The organism is Pseudomonas sp. S35, assembly GCF_009866765.1.
Taxonomy (GTDB): domain Bacteria; phylum Pseudomonadota; class Gammaproteobacteria; order Pseudomonadales; family Pseudomonadaceae; genus Aquipseudomonas.
In genome coordinates this window covers 1,270,385-1,292,411 of sequence record NZ_CP019431.1, presented here as the reverse complement: position 1 = coordinate 1,292,411, position 22,027 = coordinate 1,270,385, and the positions used below count along the sequence as shown (strand labels likewise).

Below are 22,027 nucleotides of genomic sequence, written 5' to 3'. Positions count from 1 at the left end.
GCCAATTGCGCTCGTCCTACAAAACATGGCAGCGATTCCTACTCCATTGCTTGTAAGGGTTTAGCATGGCTATCAGTATTTTTGATCTATTCAAAGTGGGCATCGGCCCGTCCAGTTCCCATACCGTCGGCCCCATGCGGGCGGCTGCAACCTTTGCCAAGGCTCTGAGCGACCAGCAATTACTCACCGAAACCCGACGAGTGGAAGTGCGTTTGTACGGCTCGTTGTCCGCCACCGGCGTCGGCCATGCCACCGACCGCGCTTGCGTGATGGGCCTGATGGGCGAATGGCCGGACCGTATCGATCCCACCTCGATCAACACACGTATCCAGCACCTGCGCGAGTCCGGCCGCTTATTGCTGGCCGGCACCCAGGACATTGCCTTCAACTGGCGCAGCGATCTCCTGCTACTCGACGAAAGCCTGCCCTACCACCCCAACGCCATGTCCCTGCACGCCTATGGCGACAGCGGCCTGCTCAGCGAGCAAACGTACTACTCGGTGGGCGGCGGTTTCATCATCGAAGCGGCTGAGGCCGAGTCAGGCATCGCGCCGACCAGCGATGTGCAGTTGCCCTACGACTTCTCCAGCGCCGTCGAGCTGCTGGCCCTGTGCAACAAGCACGGCCTGCGCGTTTCGGAACTGATGATGGCCAACGAACGCGCGTGGCGCAGCGACGAAGAGATCCGCAGCGGCCTGCTGCATATCTGGTCGGTGATGCGCGAATGCGTGGAGCAAGGCCTGCGCGATGAAGGCATCTTGCCCGGCGGCCTGGATGTGCCACGGCGCGCCGCGAAACTGCACCGCAGCCTGTTGGAAATCGGCAAGCCCAATGTGATCACCTCGACCTTGTCGGCCATGGAATGGGTCAACCTGTTCGCCCTCGCCGTCAACGAAGAAAACGCCGCCGGCGGGCGCATGGTGACGGCGCCGACCAATGGCGCGGCGGGGATCATCCCGGCGGTGCTGCATTACTACATGAAGTTCAACGCCGACGCGTCCGACGACGACGTGGTCAATTTCTTCCTGGCCGCCGCCGCCGTCGGCATCCTGTGTAAGAAAAACGCCTCGATCTCCGGCGCCGAAGTCGGCTGCCAGGGCGAAGTCGGCTCGGCCTGCGCGATGGCCGCTGCCGGCCTTGCCGACATCCTCGGCGCCACGCCCGAGCAACTGGAAAACGCCGCCGAAATCGGCCTGGAACACAACCTCGGCTTGACCTGCGACCCGGTCGGCGGCCTGGTGCAAGTGCCGTGCATCGAGCGCAACGCCATCGCGGCGGTCAAGGCGATCAACGCCACGCAAATGGCCCTGCGCGGCGACGGCAAGCACTTCATTTCCCTCGACCGTGTCATCCGCACCATGCGCGATACCGGCGCCGATATGCATGACAAATACAAAGAAACTTCACGGGGCGGCCTGGCCGTGAGCTGGGTGGAGTGCTGAGGAGCATTCCCTGACCGCCCCAACGTGAGCCCGCGCAAAAATAATAACGAGGCAATAACGATGACCGATGTACGTACACCTGCTGCCGAAAATCCTGTTGATGTAGCTAACACCGCAACCACCGGCTGGACCAAACACGACACCACCTGGATGCTTGGCCTCTACGGCACTGCCATCGGTGCCGGCACCCTGTTCTTGCCGATCAACGCCGGCGTCGGCGGCTTCTGGCCGCTGATCGTGCTGGCGCTGCTGGCATTCCCCATGACTTTCTTCGCCCACCGTGGGCTGACGCGCTTTGTGCTGTCAGGCAAATCCGGCGACATCACCGAAGTGGTCGAAGAACACTTCGGCGTCGGCGCGGGCAAGCTGATCACCTTGCTGTACTTCTTTGCGATCTTCCCGATTCTGCTGGTGTACAGCGTGGCGCTGACCAACACCCTGGGCAGTTTCATGGAACACCAACTGCACATGACGCCGCCGCCACGGGCGATCCTGTCGCTGCTGCTGATCCTTGGTTTGATGGCGATTGTGCGTTGCGGCCAGGGCGTGATCGTCAAGGCCATGAGCGTGCTGGTGTACCCGTTCGTCGCCGCCCTGCTGTTGCTGGCGTTGAGCTTGATCCCCAACTGGAACGGCGCGTTCTTCGCCTCCGCCAGCGAAGGCATGCCGCTGCCGATCTTCTTCAAGACCCTGTGGCTGGCGATCCCGGTGATGGTGTTCTCGTTCAACCATTCGCCGATCATCTCCGCCTTCGCCGTCGACCAGAAACGCGTGTACGGCCCGCTGGCCGAGCGCAAAAGCAGCGGCATCCTCGCCACCGCCCACGGCATGATGGTGCTGACGGTGATGTTCTTCTGCTTCAGTTGCGTACTGGCGCTGTCGCCGGCAGACCTGGCGGCGGCCAAGGCGCAGAACATCTCGATCCTGTCGTACCTGGCCAACCACTTTCAGACGCCCGTGATTGCCTACGCCGCGCCGTTGATCGCGCTGGTGGCCATCACCAAATCCTTCCTCGGCCACTACATCGGCGCCAGCGAAGGCTTCCAGGGCTTGATCGTCAAATCCCTGCGCGGGCGTAACCGCTCAATGTCGGCCAAATGGCTGGAACGCAGCACCGCACTGTTCATGGTGCTGACCTGCTGGGCCGCGGCCACCTTCAACCCAAGCATCCTGGGCATGATCGAAACCCTGGGCGGGCCGATCATCGCGTGCCTGCTGTTCCTGATGCCGATGTACGCGATCCGCCGCGTGCCATCTCTGCGCCAGTATTCGGGCCAGGTATCGAATGTGTTTGTGGTGGTAATCGGGTTGATTGCGCTGTCTGCGATCGTTTTCTCCGTGCTGCCCTGAAATAGCCCACGGATCTAAAAACAACCCAAATCAAATGTGGGAGGGGCTTGCCCCCGATTGCGGTCTTTAAGCCAAGCATTCATTGGCTGACACACCGCTATCGGGGGCAAGCCCCCTCCCACATTCAGATAAAGGTGTCTGGTAGAACCCTGCGCGGCACGCCCCTTGCTGTACAGCCTCTGAGGGAAACGGACTTTGGCCGGTGGTCAGGAGACGCGAACTAATCCAGATACCGGTCGTCAATGACTGCATGTTCTTATCAGGCGGTAACGCACCATGGACAATCCTTTTCAGATCATCACCGACACCTTTACCCCGAAATACCGGGTCAATCTGAGTATTCAACGGCTGGATGGCAGCATCATGCTCACCCTCTCCGATGAGGCTGGCGTGGTGGCCAAGCGCATGATCAGCGCCGAACAACGCAACGACCCGCAACGGCTCAAACGCCTGGTGCAGAGCGTCCAGTTCGGCATCGCCATCGAGCAGGGCCACAGCGCCATGGAAATCCTCGCGGTGATGACGGATGGCGATCACAAACTCCTGCAGCGACCGCCCACCCGCACCCTGCCCTTCAGCGTCGGGCTTTAAAGCTCGCCCTTCTCGGTCTCCAGGCTCGCCTCGCCCTTGCGACGCGGGCCTTCAACCTTCACCGACGGAAACGCCGACGAAGCGTAGCGCACCACCAGAATCGCGAACGCCAACAGCAAAATCCCACCGCACAGGTAGATGATGCCTACGTCCGGCGGGTTGTGGTGGGAGACGTTGGAGATCAACAGGCGAGTCAGCGCGGTGATCGCCACGTAGATCAGGAAGCGCACGGGCATGTGGTTGGTCTTGAAATAAATCCCGACCATAGCGCCCAATTCCAGGTAGATGAACAGCAGCAAGATGTCATCGATCTTGATGTGTCCGTTCTCCAGCATCCCCAGAAATTCCATCACCGCCGCCCAGGCGGTCACCGCACCAATGGCGAACAGCGCCAGGTAGTGAAACGACTCCACGAACAGATTGCCCAGCGACTCAGCCAGCCCATGGACTTGCTGGCGCAGCTTTTCGGCCCAATTGATTTTCACGAGGGTACTTCCTTAGGTCGGCTCGACCGGATAATGCGGGTTGGACGTGACGGTTGTTCTGCATGCAGAAAAAAGGCCAGCGGCAGGGATAAGATGATGGCGGGGTGACATGAGACACGCCAAACCTGTATTTACGGGCTACATTAAAAAACTGCTACCCAAACCCCACGGTTTGGCTTACCCTTTTAGCTGTATATAAATACAGTAGTCGCAAAAGACAACTATCGTGAAGGCATGTGAGGTGGTGAATGGCCGTCGAAGTGGTATACCGCAGCAGCCGAGATCTGGAGCGTTTGTTCATGGATAAAGCCGAAGCTGACCGTCATGACAAAATGCTTGAACTCGCTGAGTTGCTGGCAGAAGTGTTGCAAAAAGCCGTGCCGTCCCTGAGCGAGCAGCAGGTGGAAGAAGCCGGGATCTACATGGCGAAGAATCGCGATGTGTTTGCCAAGGCGTTCAAGAGCCAGCCGGACGCGTTGTCCGAGTTGCTCAACGCCGCGGCGGAGTAAAGCCCGAATTGAACAGGCCCTGAATCATTGGTTCAGGGCCTTTTTAATACCTGCTCATTGGTAGAGCAGGCGTTCGGCCAGTTCGTCCGCCACCCGCGCAGGTGAGCGTTTTTCGGCCTGGGCGTGGGCGTAGATTTCGGTCAGGCGCTTACCGATGTTGGACAGGTGCGCGGTGATGGTCGGCAATTCGGCGCCGCTGTGCTTGAGGGCGACGTAGATCAGGCCACCGGAGTTGATCACGTAGTCGGGGGCGTAGAGGATGCCGCGCCCTTCCAGTTGGTCGGCCACTTGCAGGTTGGTCAGTTGTGCGCTGGCGGAACCAGCCACGGCGGCGCAGCGCAGTTGGCCGACGCTGGTGCGGTTGAATACCGCGCCCAGGCCGCAGGGCGCAAGGATGTCGCAGGGGGTGCTGAGCAAGGCGTCGTTGGCGATGGGGTGCGCGCCCAACTGTTCCATGGCCAGTTGCACCTTGCCGTGGTCGATGTCGCTGACCAGTAATTCAGCGCCAGCGGCGTGCAGTTGTTCGGCCAGGGCATAACCCACGTTGCCCAGGCCCTGGATTGCTACGCGCAGGCCTTCGAGGTTGTCGCTGCCCAGGCGGGCCATGGCGGTGGTGCGGATGCCGGCGAACACGCCCATGGCCGCATGGGGCGACGGGTCGCCGGCGGTGGTGGTGCTGGTGACGAAGCGCGTGTGCTGGGCGATGCAATCCATGTCGGCCACCGAGGTGCCGCTGTCGATGGCGGTGATGTAGCGGCCGGCGAGTTGTTCGACACAGCGCCCAAACGCTTCAAACAGCGCCGCACGGCTTTCCACATGGGCGGGCCGCAGGATCACAGCGGTGCCGCCGCCCACGGGTAGCCCGGCCAGCGCCGCCTTGTAGCTCATGCCCTGGGCCAGGCGCGCAGCATCCGCCACGGCGCTTTCATCGTCGGGGTAGGCGATATAGCGACAGCCGCCCAGGGCAGGCCCCAGGCGGCTGTTGTGGATGGCGATGACCGCCTTGAGCCCGGTGGCCGGGTCGACGCTCAGGTGCAGCGATTCAAGGCGGGTGCTGTGCATGAGAGCAAACATCGTCGAGCTCCCGAATCACTTCTTGTGTCGCCAAGTATAGGCCGGCGGCAGAAAACTGCCGAAGTGCACTGGAATAAGCCGCCCGGTTTTGCAGGACTTGCGACATAAGCGCGTGGGATATTTCTTAAGCCACTGGACGAAATTTCCCAGCAAGGCTAAAACGAGGGCATACGTCGGAGAACGCAATGAAGCCCCGCCAAGCCTTTTTCGCCTGCCTGCAACGTTCGCCCCCGGCGCTGTTCGAAGCGGCGCTATGGATCGCCGCCGAGCACGACCCTGCGGTACAACCGCTATTGATCCTGCACGACATGGCCTTGCTGCAACAGCAGGTCAGCCTGGGCATGCCCATGCTGCCGACGGATGAACTCGGTCAACCGCTGCTGCGGCGCCTGAATGACCTGGGGTTTGCCCAGGATGATTTCACCCCGCTGCGCCCCGCCGCCGCCCTGCTGGACAAGGTATTGCAGCGCAAACGCGGGCAGCCATTGGCCATGGGCTTGATTGCGATGGAGTTGGCGCGACGCCTGGGTATACCGATGGTCGGGGTGAATTTTCCGGGGCATTTCCTGCTGCGGGTGCCCGGCGCCGATCACCTGCTGGACCCTTGCGGCGGCAGACGCCTGTACCCCAACGATTGCCGCGAGCTGCTGCAACGCCAGTACGGCCCCAATCTCAAGTTGCAGGCCGAACACCTGCATACGGCCGACCCGCGTTCGATCCTGCAACGGCTGTCACGCAACCTGCGCCAACTGCACCTGGCCAATGACAACCCTTTGGCCGCACTGATCGACGCCGAGCGCGTGCTGGAACTGGGCAATGGCAACGCTGCCGATTACCTGGCCCGAGCCAGCCTCTACCAACGCCTGGACTGCCCCAACGCCGAACGCTTTGACCTGGAACACGCGCTGCTGCTCAGCGAAGACCCGATCCAGCGCCTGCGCCTGACCGAACGGCTGGGGCATTTGCCGCCCAACACCGTCGTGCACTAAGCCTGTGGCGCCTTGAGGATATCGCCCGGCAACGAGCGGCTCGGCGCCTCAATCACAGGCGAACGCACCTGAATAATCAATAACGCCGCCATCACCGCCGGAATCGCGCAGAAGAAGAAAATCTGCTGCACCGGGATATGCATCGCCAGCAGCATGCTGCCAAACAACGGCCCCAGGATCGAGCCAAAGCGCCCTACACCGAGCGCCCAGCCGGTACCGGTGGCACGCACATGCGCCGGGTAAAAGTTGCTGGCGAAGGCATTGAGGGTCAGTTGCCCACCGATGATGCAGAACCCGGCCGCAAACACACAGGCCACCAGATAGCGCGGATTGTCGTGGTTCAGCCCCAGCAAAACGGTACACACCGCAGCCGCCGCCAACACGCCGGACAGCAGGCGCACCTTGCGCTTGAGCCGGTCGGCAAACCAGGCCATGCCGATGGCGCCCAAGGTGCCGGCGAACAGGAACATCGAGGTCACCAGGTTGGCTTCATTGAGCGCCAAACCACTTTCCAGCAACAGCGACGGCAGCCAGCTGATCATGAAATACAGCAGGATCAGGCTGACAAAGAAGGTCGCCCAGATCAGCAGCGTCGGGCGCGCATAGCCGTGACGGAACAACTCGACCACCGTCAACTTGCTGCCCTGCGCTTGCAGGTGTTCTGCCTCACGCGCCAGCGGCGGTTGCCAGTCGGGCAGCATGCGCGAGGTCACGTTGCGCAAGCGCCGATACGGCGGTGCATCGCGCAACAGGCGCGGCAACGATTCAGGCAGCAGCCACACCAGGAACGGGAACAACAGCAACGGCGTCACGCCACCGGCCAGGAACACCGCCTGCCAGCCGAAGCTATCGATAAACCCCGCCGCCACAAAGCCACCTGCCGCGCCGCCGAACGAGAACCCACACGCCGCCAGTGTCACCATCAAGGTACGCAGGCGCGGTGGGGAATAGTCCGACATCAAGGCCATGGCGCTGGGCATCGCGCCGCCCATGCCGATCCCACAGATAAACCGCGCAGCCATCAGTGTGGTCAGGGAGTTGGCGAACACCATCAGTACGGTGAGGCTGGCGTAGATCAACACGCAGCCCAGCAGGATGCGCCGCACGCCAAACCGGTCGGCCAGGGGCGTTACCAGCAGTGAGCCCAATGTGAGGCCTAGCAGGTTGGCGCTGAACACCGGGCCGAACGCGGCTTTTTCCAGCCCCCAATCCGACGCCAAGGCGGGTACCACGTAGCCCAGCACTTGGGCATCATAGCCATCGGTGACCAGCAGCAGCGCCAGCAACAGGAGGATCAACCATTGGTAGCGCGACACCGGACGGGCGTCGAGTGCCGCGCGAAAGCTGGCAATCTGATTATGCATCGCAAGGGACCTGTTTATTTTTATTGGTAGGTGACGCAAATCCAATGTGGGAGGGGGCTTGCCACCTCCCACAGGTTGGTCTGTGCAAGCCTTGAGCGTTATGGGGTGTCAGGTTGGTTGGCGGGATGGGCCTGAATGAACGCCGGATGCTGCGCCGCCAATGCCGCCACTCGCCCAATGCGTGGATACGCCGCCAATGGCACCTTGAAACGCTCCGCCGCATACAACTGGGGAATCAAAAACGCATCCGCCAGCCCCGGTTGCCCGCCGAAGCAAAACCCCGTGTCGCCAATCAACTGCTCCACTGCGCCCAGCCCCTGGCTGATCCAATGCCCGATCCATTCCAGCAGTTGCGCCTCGTCGTGCCCCCACTGTCGCAGCAGGTTCTGGGTGCTGGAGTTGTGCAGCGGGTGGATGTCGCAGCCGATGATCGACGCCACTGCACGCTCATGGGCACGGGTCGCCAGGTCGTTGGAGAGCAGCGGCGCCTGTGGATAACGTTCGTCGAGGTATTCGATGATCGCCGGCGACTGAATCAACAGCTCGCCGTCCTCCGTGCGCAAGGCCGGCACGCGGCCTTGGGGGTTGATCGCCAAATAGGGCGGCTGGCGATTGGCCCCGCCGGCCGGCACCAGCAAATTGACCGGCACGGCAGTGAAGTCCAGCCCCTTGAGCGCCAGGGCGATACGCACCCGGTACGACGACGTGGAGCGGTAGTAGGTATAGAGTTCCATCACCCTGCCCTCTTAACGTGCGGCGACCACAGTGCCTCGGCATTCGCCGAAGCCAATGGAGGCGAAACCATCGCGGTTGCAGCGGGCGCGCAGGATGATTTCGTCGCCATCTTCCAGGAACCTGCGCACTTCGCCCGAAGGCAGCTCGATCACCTTCTTACCGCCTTCGGTCATCTCCAGCAGGCTGCCGAACTGCCCCTGTTCGGGCCCGGACAAGGTGCCGGAACCGAACAGATCACCGGCCTGCAACTGGCAGCCGTTGACGCTGTGATGCGCCACCAACTGCGCGACGGTCCAGTACATATGCAGACTGTTGCTCAGGGCCAGGCGATGGGCCGGCAGGCTCTGTTCGCGCATTGAGGCGGTGCTCAGCAGCACTTCGAGTTCGATGTCCAGCGCGCCAGCGGCCTGGTCACGTTTGTCCAGCAGGTACGGCAGCGGTTGCGGGTCGCCCTCGGGACGCGCCGGTTGGGCTTTGCGGAAGGGTTCCAGCGCTTCGGCCGTCACCACCCAAGGCGAGATGCTGGTGATAAAGCTTTTCGACAGGAACGGCCCCAGCGGTTGGTATTCCCAGGCCTGGATATCCCGCGCCGACCAGTCGTTGAGCAGGCAAAAACCGGCGATATGCTCGGCCGCGTCGCCAATGGCAATCGAGTCGCCCATGGCATTGCCCTGGCCGATCCAGATGCCCAGCTCCAGCTCGTAGTCCAGCCGTGCGCAAGGGCCGAAAGTCGGCTCGGTCTGGCCCGCTGGCAAGGTCTGGCCTTTAGGGCGGCGCACGTCGGTGCCCGAGGGGCGAATAGTCGACGCTCGGCCGTGGTAGCCGATCGGCACGTACTTGTAGTTGGGCAGCAGCGGGTTGTCGGGGCGAAACAGTTTGCCGACGTTCTGCGCGTGTTCGATGCCGACGTAGAAATCGGTGTAGTCGTTGATCCGGGCCGGCAGCTGCATCTGGCAATCGGCGGCGCGATGCAGTACCTGCGCCTCACGTGCTTGCAGCGGGCTGCCCTCGGCGAGCAGTTCGAGCAGGCGCTCGCGCAGGGCCACACGCGGGCCCCGGCCCAGTTCGAAAAATGCGTTCAACTGGCCGCCCGCAGTGGCTTCAACGGCACGACGGGCCTGCCCCTCAAACGCGTCCAACGCAGCGTGCAGGTCGAGGACGTAATCACCAATCGCCACGCCACTGCGCGGCGCCGAACCGTCGAGGCTGAACACGCCCAGTGGCAGGTTTTGCAGGGGGAAATCGCGGTGACCGTTGGCGCAGGCCACCCAGCTGCGGGTAGAAGTGGGCTGAGTCATGGGTTATCTCCGGTTCGGGTTGAAGGTGGCGGGCAGCGAGGCCCAGCACGCGTCGTAAGCGGGTTGCAGTTGCGGGCAGTCCAGGGCGAACTGAGTGGGGCGCAGCACTTGGCTGGTCTCGAACATGAAGGCCATAGTGTTGTCGATCTTGTGCGGCGCGAGCTCGGCGTTGATCGCCTTGGTGCAGGTCTCTCCGTCCGGGCCGTGGGCGCTCATGCAGCTGTGCAGCGACGCGCCGCCGGGCAGGAAGCCTTCGGCCTTGGCGTCGTAGGCGCCCTGGATCATGCCCATGTATTCGTTCATCAGGTTGCGGTGGAACCACGGCGGACGGAAGGTGTTCTCGGCCACCATCCAGCGCGGCGGGAAGATCACGAAGTCGAGGTTGGCCAAGCCATGCACGCTGGTGGGCGAGGTCAATACGGTGAAGATCGACGGGTCCGGGTGGTCGAAACTCACGGTGCCGATGGTGTTGAAGCGACGCAGGTCGTATTTGTACGGCACGTTGTTGCCGTGCCAGGCGACCACGTTCAGCGGTGAATGGTCGAGGTCACAGGCCCACAGCTCACCGAGAAATTTCTGCACCAGCGTCGTAGGCTGTTTCAGGTCTTCGTAGTGGGCAACCGGCGTAAGGAAGTCGCGTGGGTTGGCCAGGCCGTTGCTGCCAATCGGCCCCAGGTCCGGCAGGCGCAGCGGCGCGCCGTGGTTTTCCGCGACATACCCGCGAGCTTGCGCATCCAGCAGTTCGACGCGAAATTTTAGCCCGCGTGGCAGCACGGCGATTTCCAGCGGCTGCACGTCCAGCACACCCAGCTCGGTGGCAATGCGCAGGCGGCCCTGCTCGGGGACGATCAACAGTTCGCCGTCGGCATTGAAGAACACGCGGTCCATCGACCGGTTGGCGCGGTAGTGGTAGATGCTGATGCCTGAGGGTTTTTCCGACCCGGAGTTGGCCACCATGCCGACGAGCCCATCGATAAAGTCCGTCGACTCACTCGCAATATCCAACGGGTTCCAGCGCAGGCGATTGGGCGTCACCGCGCCCAAAGGGCCACCCGCCAGTTGCCGCTCCAGCTTGACAAACGCAGGGTGATTGGCCGATGGCTGGATGCGGTACAGCCAGGTGCGACGGGCTTCGCTGCGCACCATCGTGAAGGCGGTGCCGGAAAACAGTTCGGTATACAGCCCGTAGGGCGCTTTTTGCGGGGCGTTCTGGCCGACCGGCAAGGCGCCGGGCAGGGCTTCGCTGGCGAATTCATTGCCGAAGCCCGAGAGGTATTCGAGGTTCATGGATCATCCTCTGTACGGAAGTTGTTTTTATCGTAATCCAGTTACGCATAACGTAATTTGATCACTGTCGACCGTCAAGCTATAAAGACGCCCATTCATCTCTCGGATTCTCGCCCCTCCATGGAAAAGCCCCGCGACACCGGTAAACAGAAAGTCCGCTCGGCCGAAGTGGGCACCGACATCCTCAAGGCCCTGGCCGAACTGTCGCCGGCCACGTCGCTGTCGCGCCTGGCCGAGCACGTGCAGATGCCGGCAAGCAAGGTGCACCGCTACCTCCAGGCGTTGATCGCGTCGGGGTTTGCCGAACAGAACACCGCCACCAACCATTACGGCCTGGGCCGCGAAGCGTTGCGCGTGGGCCTGGCCGCACTGGGTAGCATGGACGTGCTGAAAGTCGGCGCCCTGCCCCTGGCCGAGCTGCGCGACGAGTTGAACGAAACCTGCTTCCTGGCGGTGTGGGGCAACCAGGGCGCGACCGTGGTGCAGATCGAGCCGGCGGTGCGGGCGGTCACGGTGGTGACGCAGTTGGGTTCGGTGTTGCCGTTGCTCAGCTCGTCCACCGGGCTGGTGTTCAGTGCCTTCCTGGCGTCGCGCGAAACCGTGGAGTTGCGCGACCGCGAGATCCAGGCCGGCATCGCCCATGCCCTGGCAGACGACCAAGCCTACGCCAGCACCTGCGAACAGATCCGCAACCGTGGCCTGCATTTTGTGCATGGCTTGCTGATGCCGGGGGTGGACGCATTATCGGCACCGGTGTTTAACGCGGTCGGGCAGGTGGCGGCGGTGATGACCGTGGTCGGTCCCACCTCGTTGTTCCACGCCGACGAAGATGGCCCGGCGGCGCAGCGCTTGCTGGCAGCGACCCGGGCTGTGAGTTGGCGGATGGGCTATCAGCCCTGAATCAGTCGTGCCAGTGCGCCAGGGCCACGGCCAGGCGGTTTTCCAGGGCGCGGATCGGTGCCGCATCGCTCAGGTAGTTGTTGCTGATCATTGAAAACACCAGCCGCCGCCCGTCGGCATCGGTGATATAGCCACTCAACGAGGACACCCCGGCCATCGAGCCGGTCTTGGCATGCAGGTTGTTTTCGGCCGCCGTCCCGCGCAGGCGATAGCGCAGGCTGCCACCCGTCATGCGGTCGGCATTACCGGCAATCGGCAAGGCCGTGTACCAAGCGTCGAACCAGGGCTGCCTGGCCGTCGCAAGCAACAGGTCCGCAAGGTTCTGCGACGACACCAGATTGCGCCGCGACAAGCCCGAGCCATCCACCTGGCTCAGCGTCGCGGGGTCCATGCCTTGACGCTTCATAAACGCCGCCACGGCGGCAACCCCCGCCTGCGCCGTGCCCGCATTGGCGGTCTTGCGCCCCATGGCTTTGAGCAACGCCTCGGACATGTTGTTGTTCGACAGCTTTAGCAGCGGCGTAATCAATGTCTGCAACGGTGCCGACTGATGTTCTGCCAACGGCGTGGCCGTGACCGGACTCGCACCGCCGATCACCCGTCGGCCCACGACCTTGATGCCCTGTTGCGCCAGCGCCTGCTCGAACAGATTGGCCACCAGTTGCGTCGGCTCCCACACACTCACCCACTGTCGGCTTTGCTTGCCCGGTGCCAGCGCACCCGTGAGTTGCAGCAGGTTGGTGCCATGCTGGCGGGTGATGCCGTAGCTGTTGCCGGGGCCGCTGACGGCGCGGTTGCTCAGTTGTACGTAATCGGTGGGCGGGCTGATGGAAACAGCCACCGGCTGGCCGGAAATCAGCGGCGCCCTGGCCGTGACGATCAAGGTGCCTGCGTCAAAATCCGTGTTGGGCGACACGGTCAGCGCCGAAATCTGTGCGCCGTAGTAGGTGCTTTCGTCGTCCTGGGCCCAGTCGACGCCCAGGCGTTCGGCGTCGAAAAAAGTGTCGTCGAACACCAGATCGCCCTGCACCTGACGCACGCCCAGGCTCGCCAGTTGCGCGGCCAGGGCCTGGTAATCGGCGAACTGCGTGGTCGGGTCGCCCAGGCCGCGCACGTACAGGTTGCCGCTAAGGCGCTCACCTTGTTGCACGCCGTCGCTCAACAGTTGCGTGGAAAACCGGTACTGCGGCCCCAGCACATCCATCGCGGCGGCGGTGGTCAGCAATTTGAGGTTGGAGGCGGGAACCAGCCGTGTACGGGGGTTGTGCTGGTAGAGGGTGCTGCCAGTGCGGGCGTCACGGACCATCAGGGAGACAGTGGCGCCGTTCAGTGCCGGATCAGCCATGAGGCGGTCGAGGGTGACGGATGTGGAAGGCTGCGAAACACTGGCGCAGCCACCCAGTAAAAAGCTAAAGCCAACCAGGAACGTGCTGGTGTTTATCCATTTGCCAAATCGCATCGGTACATTGTTTCCGCAAAAAACGTGCGGTAACGCTACCACTGTAGGAGCGAGCTTGCTCGCTCCTACAGAGAGAGGCCTTAGAACGTTAGCGTACTGGACACCGACACCTGCCGCGCATCACCAATGGAGACAAAAAACCGGCTCGCCGCCGAGGTGTAGTAGGTGCGGTCGAACAGGTTCTTCACGTTGAGCTGGAACTTGACCTTCTGCCCTTCGATCTTGGTGTCGTAGGTGGCAAACGCGTCGGCCACGGTGTAGCCCGGCAGGTCGAAATCGTTGGCGGCGTCGCCGGCGCGTTCGCCGACGTAGCGTGCACCGGTGCCCACGCGCAATTGGTCGCCACCGAAGATGCTACCGAAGTCGTAGGCCACCGACAGCGAGCCGGTGTGCTTGGCCACGTTTTGCAGGCGGTTGCCTTGCAGCGTCGGGTCCTTGTCCTTGATGTCTTCGGCGTCCGTGTAGGCGTAGCTGCCGATCACGCTCCACTGATCGGTCAACTGGCCACTGGCGTCCAGCTCCAGGCCACGGGAGCGCACCTGGCCGGCGATGCTGTAGACGGTGTTCGCGAGGGACCCCACCGACACCAGCACGTTGCGCTTGTCGATGTTGAACAACGCTGCACTGGCAGTGATGCGCCCAGGTATGTCGAGCTTGGCGCCCAGTTCCCACGACTTCGATTCTTCTGGCGTGAGGTCGCCGGTCAAGGTGCTGCCATCGGCCAGGGCGGCGATGGTGGAGTTGGGTTTGAACGACTCGGTGTAGCTGCCATAGAACGACAGTTCATCGGTGTAGCGATACACCAGGCCCGCACGCGGCACCCAGGCCTGGCCGTTGCCGTTGGTGTTGGCCTTGAACGGCACGCCCTTGCCGGCGTATTGGTCATACATCTGGTAACGCGCACCGGCGACGAAAATCCACTGGTCGCTCAGGTGGATCGCGTCCTGGAAGAACAGCGAGTCGCTGCGCAGCAGGTCGGTCTGGGCGCTGTCGGCGGCGCTGACCGTGGTGCCCGCAACTTCGTTGCCGTACACCGGATTGTTGTAGTTGAAGGTCGTGCGCGAGGCTTGGCGAATCAGGTCGGCGCGGTAGACCTTGCGGTACTCATCGTCCATGCCGAACACCAGATCATTCTGCAGGCCAAACACGTTGACCTTGCCTTCCAGGCTGGCAGTGGTGAAGCGGTCGGTGGTGATCGCGCCTTGGGTGCCATCCATCCTGCGGGTCAGGGCGCCGTTAGTGCTCACCGCGCTGACGCGCACCTGGCTGGCGTCGTAGGTTTCGCGGTTCCAGCTGTAGCCGAAGTGGGCTTTCCAGTCGTCGTTCAAATCGTGGTCGGCTTCGAAGCGGTACAGGTCAGAGCGGCCTTCCATGTCGTTGAACGGCTCGTCCAAGCGCCGGGTGGAGGGGATGTCCAGCGGGTGGTTGGACTTGTCGATGGCGGTGCCACGGTCGAACGGCGAGAGAAACTCGCGGTGTTCGTAGGCGAACAAGAGCTTGGTGCTGTCGCCGTACCAGGCCAGGGACGGCGCCAGCAGAGTTTCGCGGTGGGTGCCAAAGTTGCGCCAGTAGTCTTCGTCTTCATGGTCGACGATCAGGCGATAGGCCAGGCCCGAGTCACCGATCGGCCCGGTGGTGTCGAGGCTGCCACCGCTGCCGTTCTTGCCGTTGCCGAAGGTGGAGCCGCGCACGGTCAGGGCTGTGGATTGGGTCAGCTCGGGCTTTTTGCTGACGATATTCACCACGCCGCCCGGGTCCTGGATGCCATACAGCAACGAGGACGGGCCCTTGAGCACTTCGACACGCTCCGCCGTGGCGTTCAACGCACGGCCCTGCACCACCGGCATGCCGTCGCGCATGATCGAGCCGTTACGGTTGTCGCCAAAGCCGCGCAGCATCACCGCGTCCTGGGTGCTGGCCAGGGTGTTGGCCTGGGTGATGCCGCTGATGTTGCCCAGGGCGTCATCCAGATTGCGTGGGGTCTGGTCGCGCAGCACTTGGGCCGACACCACGTTGACGGTCTGCGGGGTTTCCAGCAGCAAGGCACGGGAGCGCATCACCGAGCTGGTGGGCGGCGGCTGGTAGCTGGTGCTGTCCTGGGGTTGGCCGATGCCACTGATGGTGGTAGCGCCGAGGTTGACCGCGCCGTCGGTCGGCAGCGGCTCAAGCGCCAGGGTGCGGGCGTCGATCTGGCGGAAGGTGAACCCGGAGTTGCCCAGCAGGCGTTGCAAGGCCTGCGTCGCGCTCATCTGCCCGCTGACCGCCGGGGCGCTGAGGCCGTAGGGCGCTTCATCGGTGTAGATCACGCTGATCCCGGTGACCCGGCTGAAATCACTCAGGGCCTGGGGCAGCGGTTTGGCAGCCAGGGCAAACTTGAACTGGGCGCTTTGCTGCTCCTGCGCCTGTGCCACACACAGGGGCAGCAAGGCCAGCCCCGATACCGCCAGTACCGAGGCTCCCAGCCACTGTTTAACCAAACCGCCCGCCGTCGACTTCATGCTGTGAGAACCCGTGTAGAAAACGCTGTTAATGCGAATAGATCGCAGTTTCAAGTACTACACGGATGGGCCGCCGGTTTACCTCACGTTTATTTGCAAATATTTTCAGTTAGTGCGCCTGAAGGCGAAAACCAAAGCGCGGGAAGTGCACGTGCACGGTGCCGGCGCGTGGGTCGGTACGGCGCAGGATCAGTTCTTCGCGCCCGGCAAACAGCAATTCGCCGGCGACCGGGTCGACGCCGTAGTCGATGGCGCTGATGCTCACCTGCTGGCCGGCCTTAAAGCCATTCAAGTCCTCGAACACTTCGTCCGGCAACGCTGCCGGTGTGGCGTCGCGCGCAACCTCCAAGGCCTGCTCGGCCGTCATCTGGCTGGACGTGCCGTGGCCGAAACCGAGCACGCGGCCCAGCCATGCAGACACAGCCGGATAAGCATCCACCAACGGCGCAGTCACCGGCGTGGCCTTGAGGAACCACAACGGGTGGGCCAGGGCAAAGTCGGCAATCGACGGCTCGCCAAACAGGAAGTCCCCGGCCTCGCGCTGCAATTGCTGCTCCAGGCGCGCCATGATCGCTGGCCATTGGTGCTTGGCCAGTTCGGCTGGCAACTTGCTCGCGGTGCCGCCGCTGAACAGCGCGGCGCGGTCGGCGAGAAACGCCTTGATCGCTTCCGGCGGCAGTTTGCCGAAGCGCACCGCCACCGATTCCGGCTGAAACACCAGGCTCACCGCGTGGGCAAACACCACGCTGTCGGCCCAGGTAGCAAAGGTTTGGGTGATCATTTCCTGGCCGAGCGGGAACAGCGCGGGCGCGGTTTTTTCCTGCTCCAGGCGGCGGGCGATCAAGGCGGTGTCGCAGTAGATATCGGCGCCCACTTGCAGCACTGGGGTTTTACGGTAGCCGCCGGTGAGGGCTGTCAGGTCTGGCTTGGGCATCACCGGCGAGATATGCACCGAATGCCAGGACAAACCTTTGAAGCCCAGCAGCAGCCGAGCTTTTTCCGCGAAAGGAGACGTTGGGTAGTGGTGCAGGATTAGCTCAGGCATGCTGGGGTCCACGGGGTAAATGAACCCGCAGCTTAGCGTGCAACCGGCTCTGGTGGCGTGATGGGAGCCTATCAGTCAGATCAATGAGCCCTGCGCCGCCAGACATTCCTTGGCGCTCTTCTTCAGTTTCTTGATCAACCGCTCCTGGCGCAGCGCCTCGCCCTTGCTCGCGCATTGCTCCGTATACACCAGCGCCACCGCCGGGCTGCTCAGGAAAAACCGCGCGCCTTTGCCGCTCTGGTGCGAGGCGAACCGGCGCAGCGGGTCATTGCTGATGCCGCAATACAGCGCGCCGTTGGCGGCGCGCACCAGGTAGACGTACCAGGGTTTGGGTTCAGCGGGATCAGTCACGGCAAGCTTCAACACACCAGAGGAGCGCCAAGCTTATCAACGACTGGCCTGGAATGCCTTCAAGCCTTTGTTCGCCTGGGCGCGCACGGCGTTTTTCACCAGCGGCGTCCAGCCCAGCAGCAGGCCCTTGGTGCCCAATGCCTGGCGCGACCAACGCCACAGGTCGAAGTGATCGTGGTGCTCGCAGATCTTGCCGTCACGAAACACAAAACGCGCTTGGATATCGTTGACCACGACATTGCCGGTCTGGCTGAACAGGTAAGTTGCCACCCAATGGGCACTGCCCGTGGTGTCATCGCTGCGAACCTGGTCGAACGTCAGCGAAAAATCCTTGGCCCGCGTGGTCAGCATGCGCCACATGTCGCCGGCATCGCGCCCGCGCAACTCGCCGAAAGCCGGGTCGCTGAACAGTACATCCTCGGTGTAGCAGGCACTCATGGCCTCGGCATCCAGCCGTTGAAACGCACTGTAGAACGTGGTGATCAGCACGGTGTGGGCGTCACTCATGGGCAGCTTCCATCCATCAGGTTCAGGGCTCGGTACGATAAGCCCTGGCGCGGTTGAACACTATCGGCATTTATCCGGCGAATGCCGATGCACCTACGGCACCATGCCGCAACTGCGGGCATAGGCGAACAAGTCGACATCGGTAGAGATGCACAGACGCTGCATCGCCGTACTTTTCTGCTTGCTGATGGTCGAGATGCTGCGATTGACCCGAGCGGCGATCTGGCTGACCGTCAGCCCACTGGCCAGCATGCGCACCACTTCCCGTTCCTTGCCCGACAACTGTGGCTGTTGCGATTGGTCGCCGGTTCCCGCCTCTATCAATTGCACCCGCAAGCACTCGCTGACAAAGGTCTGGCCTGCGCTGACCGAATTGATCGCCAGCGGCAACTCTTTGGCCGAGGCACTTTTGGCCACAATCGCCTGGGCCCCATGGGCAAAGGAGGCGCGCAACGTGGCGACGTTGGCGAACATCGTGACCAGAATCACCGGCAACTTCGGGTACTGGCGGTGCAACAGGCTCAACAAGCCATACCCGTCGGCCTGCTGGCCACCCGGCATGGCGAAATCGGTCACCAGCACGTCACAGGGGGTCGTTTCCAGCAAACGCAGCAGTTGGTCAGGCCCATCGGCCTCGCCGACCACTTTGCACCTGCCATTGGCCTCGACCACCACTCGCTGCCCGATACGCACGATGGGATGGTCGTCAGCAATAATCACGCGAAGCATAAACACCCACAGATGATGGCAACTTGATTCAGCGCAAAATACCCTCGCCCGCGGCCCTCAACAACCGTCTAAATCCAGGCGTTTGCGTTGCGATCAACGTTTCGTAGCTGCTCTATGCAGGCCTACAAAATAAAAAGAAAAACCCTACATCCATAGACTGCAATTCAGGCTTTATTTTTCCTACAAACAGCAATGGCTTCACAGGGAACCCAAGTACGTGAGGTAGTCACGCAGCTCCCGCTCAAAGGCTTCCAACGCAGGCGTGCTCGGCCTGATGCCCTGAGCATGGACTTGATCGATCAAGCTCATGCCTCGCCCCTCCAATTCAGCCACGCCGAGAAACGCCAGGCTTCCCACCAGGCGATGCAGGCGTTCGACAGTCGAAGGGACATCCAAGGCCAGTCGAGCTTGAAACAGGGCAGCGCTGTCCTCCTGGGCTTCACAGAGCAGGCTGGCCAGCATCTGGCTCACCACTTGGGCATCTCCAAAGGTATCAATCAGCCCGGCACGGGTTGGCCAACGCGCTGACAGCCGATAAACCGGTGCAGCAACAGGCGGGCCGGGAAGCCACAGTGCCAGCACCTCACGCAGTTGATCGAAGGTCAATGGTTTGAGCAGCCAGGCGTCCATGCCTGCTTCGCGGCAACGTTGCGGATCGTCGTCTACCAAGTTGCCGGTCAAGGCAATGATCGGTACGCGTGCCGACGCATTCGCGCATTCGCGCCGTCGAATCGCCCGGCTCATGCTGTAGCCGTCCATGACGGGCATCTGGCAGTCGCTGATCACCAGATCGTAGGGGTATTCGGCGAGCGCCGCGAGGCCGTCCAGCCCATCGACGGCCAGTTGATGGCCAAGCCCCAGTTTATGCAGAAACCACCCCATCAAGGCGCGGTAGGCGGAGTGGTCTTCCACCACCAGCACCTTCAAATGCTGCCAGTGTGGTGGCAGCGCGGTCGAGGGAGTCAATTCACGGGAAAGCACTGCGCTCAACGATACGCCAGTCTCCATGGTCACCTCAGTGTTGCGATCGGTTCGCCAGCGCCCGGTTGGCGCTGGCGCAAGAGTCAGAGATGCGCCTAAGCACACTCATATGACCGTTATCGCCAGACTAAAATATCTTCATGACCACTTCTAAGACGATGCAACAACTACGAAAAACCAATTTTCCTACATGATCTCGCATCTATTCCGACATGGACCCGATTGACTTTCAGGCCCCCTCGGCATTGTCGTAAAAGTTGTATTTCTCGCGGCCCTTCCCCTCGCTACATTGCGCCCCACCCCGATCAGAGGGAACGGGCTCGCCGCACTGCGGCAGCCTCGACACAGCGCGCCAAGCCGCCTTGCAACCTGCCCCTCAAAGGGACTGGCACGGAGCTATGCGCGCATCAACCGCCGACCTTGCACTGGATCAACCTGAACATGAACACGTCCCTCACCCTGGTGTGTACCGCCCTGCTACTCGCCAACACTGCCTCCGCCTTTGCCGCCAGCTCCGTGGACCTGACGGTAAAAGGTGTGATCACGCCCAACGCCTGCACACCCACCTTCTCCGGTGGCGGTGTGGTCGACCATGGAAAGATCGCGTCCAAGGACCTGGTACAGAACAACCCAACCAGCTTGCCCAAGGTCATGTTGAAACTGTCGATCAATTGCGAAGGCCCCACCGCCATGGCCCTGCGGCCCATCGATAACCGCGCCGGTTCCTCCACCGGCAGCAGTGACTTTGGACTGGGCCTGATCAACACAAACAAGAAACTCGGCCGGTTTTACCTGACGCCCCTGAACATGGTCGCTGATGCGGTGCCGGTTCAACCCATCGCATCCGGCGATGGCGGCCGCACCTGGTATGCGGAGTGGGCTTGGGAACTGCAAACCTTGTGGGGCGCGGGTGCCTTGGACGATGCCACGACCCTGCTTCCGGTCAAGGATCTGGTCATGGACCTCGAAGTCAGCACCCAAATCGCACGTGCGGATCAGTTCGACTTCAGCGAAGAGCAGCCCATCGACGGCTCCGGAACGCTTGAGGTGATGTACCTGTAATACCCAACCAGAACGCCAGGAGGGCACACATGCCGCACTTTCTCAACGCCATCCCCTTGATTGTCTGCTTAGTCGGCGCTTCATCCATCGCGATGGCCGACAGCAACACCGACCTCACGGTCAAAGGCACCATCACCCCGAGCGCCTGTGCGCCACTGATCTCCGGCGGCGGCACAATCGACTTCGGAAAAATGGCAGTCAAGGACCTCAACGCCGGGCAATACACCTCATTGCCCAACCAATCCATGCAATTGAGCGTGCGTTGTGAAGCACCGACGTTCTTCACCCTGACCACCGTCGACAACCGCGCCGGCTCCTCTGCCAACCACCAGTACTGGCATGGGCTGGGCCTGACCCTGGAAGGCGAAAAGCTCGGCGGCACGGTTTTCCATCTCTATGGTCCCGTGGCTGATGGTATCGCGGTACGCACCATCACCTCACAAGACGGCGGCGTGACGTGGCTACCAACCAGCCTGCTGACGCACACCCTGCTGACCGCCGTCGCGGTGGGCAACCAACTGGTGCCGATCGCGGTGAAGGATTTCGACGCTGAAATCCGCCTGTTCACCCACATCGCCCCCGCCGATAGCCTGACGCTGACGGATGAAGTGCCCGTCGACGGGCACGCCACGGTCCAGGTCAGCTACTTGTAAGTGCCACACACAGACTCACTCGAAAGGAACTCGCCCCTATGAAAGCCCTGTTAACCACCCTCACCACCAGCCTGCTGCTGCTCGGCTCCGCCAGCACCTACGCCGCGTCTACCGTCGACCTGACCGTCAAGGGCCTGATCGTGCCTAGCGCCTGCACGCCAAACATGAGCAGTGGCGGGATCATCGACCACGGCAAGATTTCCGCAAAAGACCTGCGTCCGGACAACCCCACATTGATCGGCAGCCACGTTATGACCCTGGTGGTGGTGTGCGATGCGCCCATTCAGTTTGCCCTGCACTCCATCGATAACCGTGCAGGTTCATCCATTTCCTCTTCCGACTACGGCTTGGGCCTGATCAACGGCACCCAGAAGCTGGGCTGGTACAAGCTGATGCTGCGTAACGCCGTTGCCGACGGCGCACAGATGCAACCGATTGCCTCCTCGGATGGCGGCAACACCTGGTACAGCGAGGATTTATGGGACGCCGGCTTGTACATGGCGCTGGCCACCCTGGACGACGCCACCCAACCGGCCTCCATCAAGGAACTGGTGACGGAGTTGGTAGTAGACACCTCCATCGCCCGCACCGATGGCCTGGACCTGAGCAACGAGGTGACGCTCGACGGCTCGGCCACCCTGGAAGTGAAGTACCTGTAAGCCTTGGGCGCCCATGCCTGGCGGGAACAGGCAGGCATGGGCATTTCTTCCGTTTCGGC

22 protein-coding genes are annotated in these 22,027 nt (G+C 62.2%); 9 read left to right on the top strand and 13 right to left on the bottom strand.

All coding sequences use genetic code 11. The features are described 5' to 3' along the window. The first annotated feature begins 65 nt into the window (after window positions 1-65). The 3 genes from PspS35_RS05810 (at window position 66) to PspS35_RS05800 (ending at window position 3,383) form a co-directional block, all read left to right on the top strand. Window positions 66-1,442, top strand: coding sequence for an L-serine ammonia-lyase (locus tag PspS35_RS05810; protein WP_159933122.1), 1,377 nt, complete (start codon window positions 66-68; stop codon window positions 1,440-1,442). Window positions 1,443-1,502: 60 nt separating this feature from the next. Further along, entirely contained in the window at window positions 1,503-2,792 is a 1,290-nt protein-coding gene (locus tag PspS35_RS05805) for a serine/threonine transporter (protein ID WP_159933121.1), read from the top strand. 276 nt (window positions 2,793-3,068) lie between these two features. Continuing rightward, window positions 3,069-3,383: a DUF3509 domain-containing protein gene (locus tag PspS35_RS05800; RefSeq protein ID WP_159933120.1), complete on the top strand. Its 315-nt coding sequence runs from the start codon at window positions 3,069-3,071 to the stop codon at window positions 3,381-3,383. On the opposite strand, the gene PspS35_RS05795 is transcribed toward PspS35_RS05800, so the two are convergent. Next, window positions 3,380-3,868, bottom strand: coding sequence for a phosphate-starvation-inducible PsiE family protein (locus tag PspS35_RS05795; protein WP_057724703.1), 489 nt, complete (start codon window positions 3,866-3,868; stop codon window positions 3,380-3,382). The two genes, PspS35_RS05800 and PspS35_RS05795, sit on opposite strands and share 4 nt — an antisense overlap. A gap of 248 nt (window positions 3,869-4,116) precedes the next feature. Here PspS35_RS05795 and PspS35_RS05790 point away from each other — a divergent pair, with 248 nt between their 5' ends. Beyond that, window positions 4,117-4,377: a YebG family protein gene (locus tag PspS35_RS05790; RefSeq protein WP_003171979.1), complete on the top strand. Its 261-nt coding sequence runs from the start codon at window positions 4,117-4,119 to the stop codon at window positions 4,375-4,377. A 54-nt stretch (window positions 4,378-4,431) separates the two neighbouring features. Here PspS35_RS05790 and PspS35_RS05785 read toward each other — a convergent pair whose 3' ends face one another. After that, window positions 4,432-5,451, bottom strand: coding sequence for a Glu/Leu/Phe/Val dehydrogenase dimerization domain-containing protein (locus PspS35_RS05785; protein WP_159933119.1), 1,020 nt, complete (start codon window positions 5,449-5,451; stop codon window positions 4,432-4,434). 185 nt (window positions 5,452-5,636) lie between these two features. Here PspS35_RS05785 and PspS35_RS05780 point away from each other — a divergent pair, with 185 nt between their 5' ends. Then, the gene (locus PspS35_RS05780) at window positions 5,637-6,440 is read left to right on the top strand and encodes a tetratricopeptide repeat protein (protein WP_159933118.1); all 804 of its coding nucleotides are present in this window, start codon (window positions 5,637-5,639) and stop codon (window positions 6,438-6,440) included. Here the strand turns inward: PspS35_RS05780 and PspS35_RS05775 are convergent. From PspS35_RS05775 to hmgA, 4 genes are all read right to left on the bottom strand, one after another. Continuing rightward, a complete protein-coding gene (locus tag PspS35_RS05775) occupies window positions 6,437-7,804 on the bottom strand; it encodes an aromatic acid/H+ symport family MFS transporter (RefSeq protein WP_159933117.1) in 1,368 nt (455 codons plus the stop codon). The genes PspS35_RS05780 and PspS35_RS05775 overlap by 4 nt on opposite strands. A gap of 98 nt (window positions 7,805-7,902) precedes the next feature. Further along, window positions 7,903-8,538, bottom strand: coding sequence for a maleylacetoacetate isomerase (gene maiA / locus PspS35_RS05770; RefSeq protein ID WP_159933116.1), 636 nt, complete (start codon window positions 8,536-8,538; stop codon window positions 7,903-7,905). 12 nt (window positions 8,539-8,550) lie between these two features. Further along, a complete protein-coding gene (gene fahA / locus PspS35_RS05765; RefSeq protein WP_159933115.1) occupies window positions 8,551-9,837 on the bottom strand; it encodes a fumarylacetoacetase in 1,287 nt (428 codons plus the stop codon). 3 nt (window positions 9,838-9,840) lie between these two features. Beyond that, entirely contained in the window at window positions 9,841-11,124 is a 1,284-nt protein-coding gene (gene hmgA, locus PspS35_RS05760; RefSeq protein WP_159933114.1) for a homogentisate 1,2-dioxygenase, read from the bottom strand. A 120-nt stretch (window positions 11,125-11,244) separates the two neighbouring features. Between hmgA and PspS35_RS05755 the strand changes: the two genes are divergently transcribed. Further along, window positions 11,245-12,024 carry an IclR family transcriptional regulator gene (locus PspS35_RS05755; protein WP_159933113.1) on the top strand — a complete coding sequence of 260 codons (780 nt, stop codon included), beginning with the start codon at window positions 11,245-11,247 and terminating at the stop codon, window positions 12,022-12,024. Between the two features lies 1 nt (window position 12,025). On the opposite strand, the gene dacB is transcribed toward PspS35_RS05755, so the two are convergent. The 7 genes from dacB to PspS35_RS05720 all read right to left on the bottom strand — a co-directional run bounded on the left by dacB (window position 12,026) and on the right by PspS35_RS05720 (window position 19,621). Further along, window positions 12,026-13,483, bottom strand: coding sequence for a D-alanyl-D-alanine carboxypeptidase/D-alanyl-D-alanine-endopeptidase (dacB, locus tag PspS35_RS05750; RefSeq protein WP_159933112.1), 1,458 nt, complete (start codon window positions 13,481-13,483; stop codon window positions 12,026-12,028). An 80-nt stretch (window positions 13,484-13,563) separates the two neighbouring features. Beyond that, a complete protein-coding gene (locus PspS35_RS05745) occupies window positions 13,564-15,981 on the bottom strand; it encodes a TonB-dependent receptor (protein ID WP_159933111.1) in 2,418 nt (805 codons plus the stop codon). A 109-nt stretch (window positions 15,982-16,090) separates the two neighbouring features. Continuing rightward, entirely contained in the window at window positions 16,091-17,026 is a 936-nt protein-coding gene (locus PspS35_RS05740) for a glutathione S-transferase family protein (protein ID WP_137211530.1), read from the bottom strand. A 75-nt stretch (window positions 17,027-17,101) separates the two neighbouring features. Next, the gene (locus PspS35_RS05735) at window positions 17,102-17,377 is read right to left on the bottom strand and encodes a GIY-YIG nuclease family protein (RefSeq protein ID WP_065924326.1); all 276 of its coding nucleotides are present in this window, start codon (window positions 17,375-17,377) and stop codon (window positions 17,102-17,104) included. Between the two features lie 36 nt (window positions 17,378-17,413). Continuing rightward, complete coding sequence (locus PspS35_RS05730) at window positions 17,414-17,884, bottom strand: nuclear transport factor 2 family protein (RefSeq protein ID WP_159933110.1); 471 nt, start codon at window positions 17,882-17,884, stop codon at window positions 17,414-17,416. A gap of 93 nt (window positions 17,885-17,977) precedes the next feature. Then, window positions 17,978-18,613 carry a response regulator transcription factor gene (locus PspS35_RS05725; protein WP_159933109.1) on the bottom strand — a complete coding sequence of 212 codons (636 nt, stop codon included), beginning with the start codon at window positions 18,611-18,613 and terminating at the stop codon, window positions 17,978-17,980. A 198-nt stretch (window positions 18,614-18,811) separates the two neighbouring features. After that, complete coding sequence (locus tag PspS35_RS05720; RefSeq protein WP_159933108.1) at window positions 18,812-19,621, bottom strand: response regulator; 810 nt, start codon at window positions 19,619-19,621, stop codon at window positions 18,812-18,814. Between the two features lie 414 nt (window positions 19,622-20,035). Between PspS35_RS05720 and PspS35_RS05715 the strand changes: the two genes are divergently transcribed. From PspS35_RS05715 to PspS35_RS05705, 3 genes are read left to right on the top strand one after another with little or no spacing between them, the layout of a single operon-like run. Further along, a complete protein-coding gene (locus tag PspS35_RS05715) occupies window positions 20,036-20,656 on the top strand; it encodes a DUF1120 domain-containing protein (protein WP_159933107.1) in 621 nt (206 codons plus the stop codon). 29 nt (window positions 20,657-20,685) lie between these two features. Beyond that, window positions 20,686-21,309: a DUF1120 domain-containing protein gene (locus PspS35_RS05710; protein WP_159933106.1), complete on the top strand. Its 624-nt coding sequence runs from the start codon at window positions 20,686-20,688 to the stop codon at window positions 21,307-21,309. 38 nt (window positions 21,310-21,347) lie between these two features. Beyond that, window positions 21,348-21,968, top strand: a complete 621-nt coding sequence (locus PspS35_RS05705; protein WP_159933105.1) for a DUF1120 domain-containing protein — start codon at window positions 21,348-21,350, stop codon at window positions 21,966-21,968. Window positions 21,969-22,027 lie beyond the last annotated feature (59 nt).

Excerpts from the sequence above, each read along its gene's own strand:
- PspS35_RS05710 (WP_159933106.1), top strand. The coding sequence starts at position 20,686 with ATGCCGCACTTTCTCAACGCCATCCCCTTGATTGTCTGCTTAGTCGGC.
- PspS35_RS05810 (WP_159933122.1), top strand. The coding sequence starts at position 66 with ATGGCTATCAGTATTTTTGATCTATTCAAAGTGGGCATCGGCCCGTCC.
- PspS35_RS05790 (WP_003171979.1), top strand. The coding sequence starts at position 4,117 with ATGGCCGTCGAAGTGGTATACCGCAGCAGCCGAGATCTGGAGCGTTTG.
- PspS35_RS05800 (WP_159933120.1), top strand. The coding sequence starts at position 3,069 with ATGGACAATCCTTTTCAGATCATCACCGACACCTTTACCCCGAAATAC.
- dacB (WP_159933112.1), bottom strand. The coding sequence starts at position 13,483 with ATGCGATTTGGCAAATGGATAAACACCAGCACGTTCCTGGTTGGCTTT.
- PspS35_RS05775 (WP_159933117.1), bottom strand. The coding sequence starts at position 7,804 with ATGCATAATCAGATTGCCAGCTTTCGCGCGGCACTCGACGCCCGTCCG.
- hmgA (WP_159933114.1), bottom strand. The coding sequence starts at position 11,124 with ATGAACCTCGAATACCTCTCGGGCTTCGGCAATGAATTCGCCAGCGAA.
- maiA (WP_159933116.1), bottom strand. The coding sequence starts at position 8,538 with ATGGAACTCTATACCTACTACCGCTCCACGTCGTCGTACCGGGTGCGT.
- fahA (WP_159933115.1), bottom strand. The coding sequence starts at position 9,837 with ATGACTCAGCCCACTTCTACCCGCAGCTGGGTGGCCTGCGCCAACGGT.
- PspS35_RS05745 (WP_159933111.1), bottom strand. The coding sequence starts at position 15,981 with ATGAAGTCGACGGCGGGCGGTTTGGTTAAACAGTGGCTGGGAGCCTCG.
- PspS35_RS05730 (WP_159933110.1), bottom strand. The coding sequence starts at position 17,884 with ATGAGTGACGCCCACACCGTGCTGATCACCACGTTCTACAGTGCGTTT.
- PspS35_RS05740 (WP_137211530.1), bottom strand. The coding sequence starts at position 17,026 with ATGCCTGAGCTAATCCTGCACCACTACCCAACGTCTCCTTTCGCGGAA.
- PspS35_RS05755 (WP_159933113.1), top strand. The coding sequence starts at position 11,245 with ATGGAAAAGCCCCGCGACACCGGTAAACAGAAAGTCCGCTCGGCCGAA.
- PspS35_RS05715 (WP_159933107.1), top strand. The coding sequence starts at position 20,036 with ATGAACACGTCCCTCACCCTGGTGTGTACCGCCCTGCTACTCGCCAAC.
- PspS35_RS05725 (WP_159933109.1), bottom strand. The coding sequence starts at position 18,613 with ATGCTTCGCGTGATTATTGCTGACGACCATCCCATCGTGCGTATCGGG.
- PspS35_RS05780 (WP_159933118.1), top strand. The coding sequence starts at position 5,637 with ATGAAGCCCCGCCAAGCCTTTTTCGCCTGCCTGCAACGTTCGCCCCCG.
- PspS35_RS05785 (WP_159933119.1), bottom strand. The coding sequence starts at position 5,451 with ATGTTTGCTCTCATGCACAGCACCCGCCTTGAATCGCTGCACCTGAGC.
- PspS35_RS05705 (WP_159933105.1), top strand. The coding sequence starts at position 21,348 with ATGAAAGCCCTGTTAACCACCCTCACCACCAGCCTGCTGCTGCTCGGC.
- PspS35_RS05720 (WP_159933108.1), bottom strand. The coding sequence starts at position 19,621 with ATGGAGACTGGCGTATCGTTGAGCGCAGTGCTTTCCCGTGAATTGACT.
- PspS35_RS05805 (WP_159933121.1), top strand. The coding sequence starts at position 1,503 with ATGACCGATGTACGTACACCTGCTGCCGAAAATCCTGTTGATGTAGCT.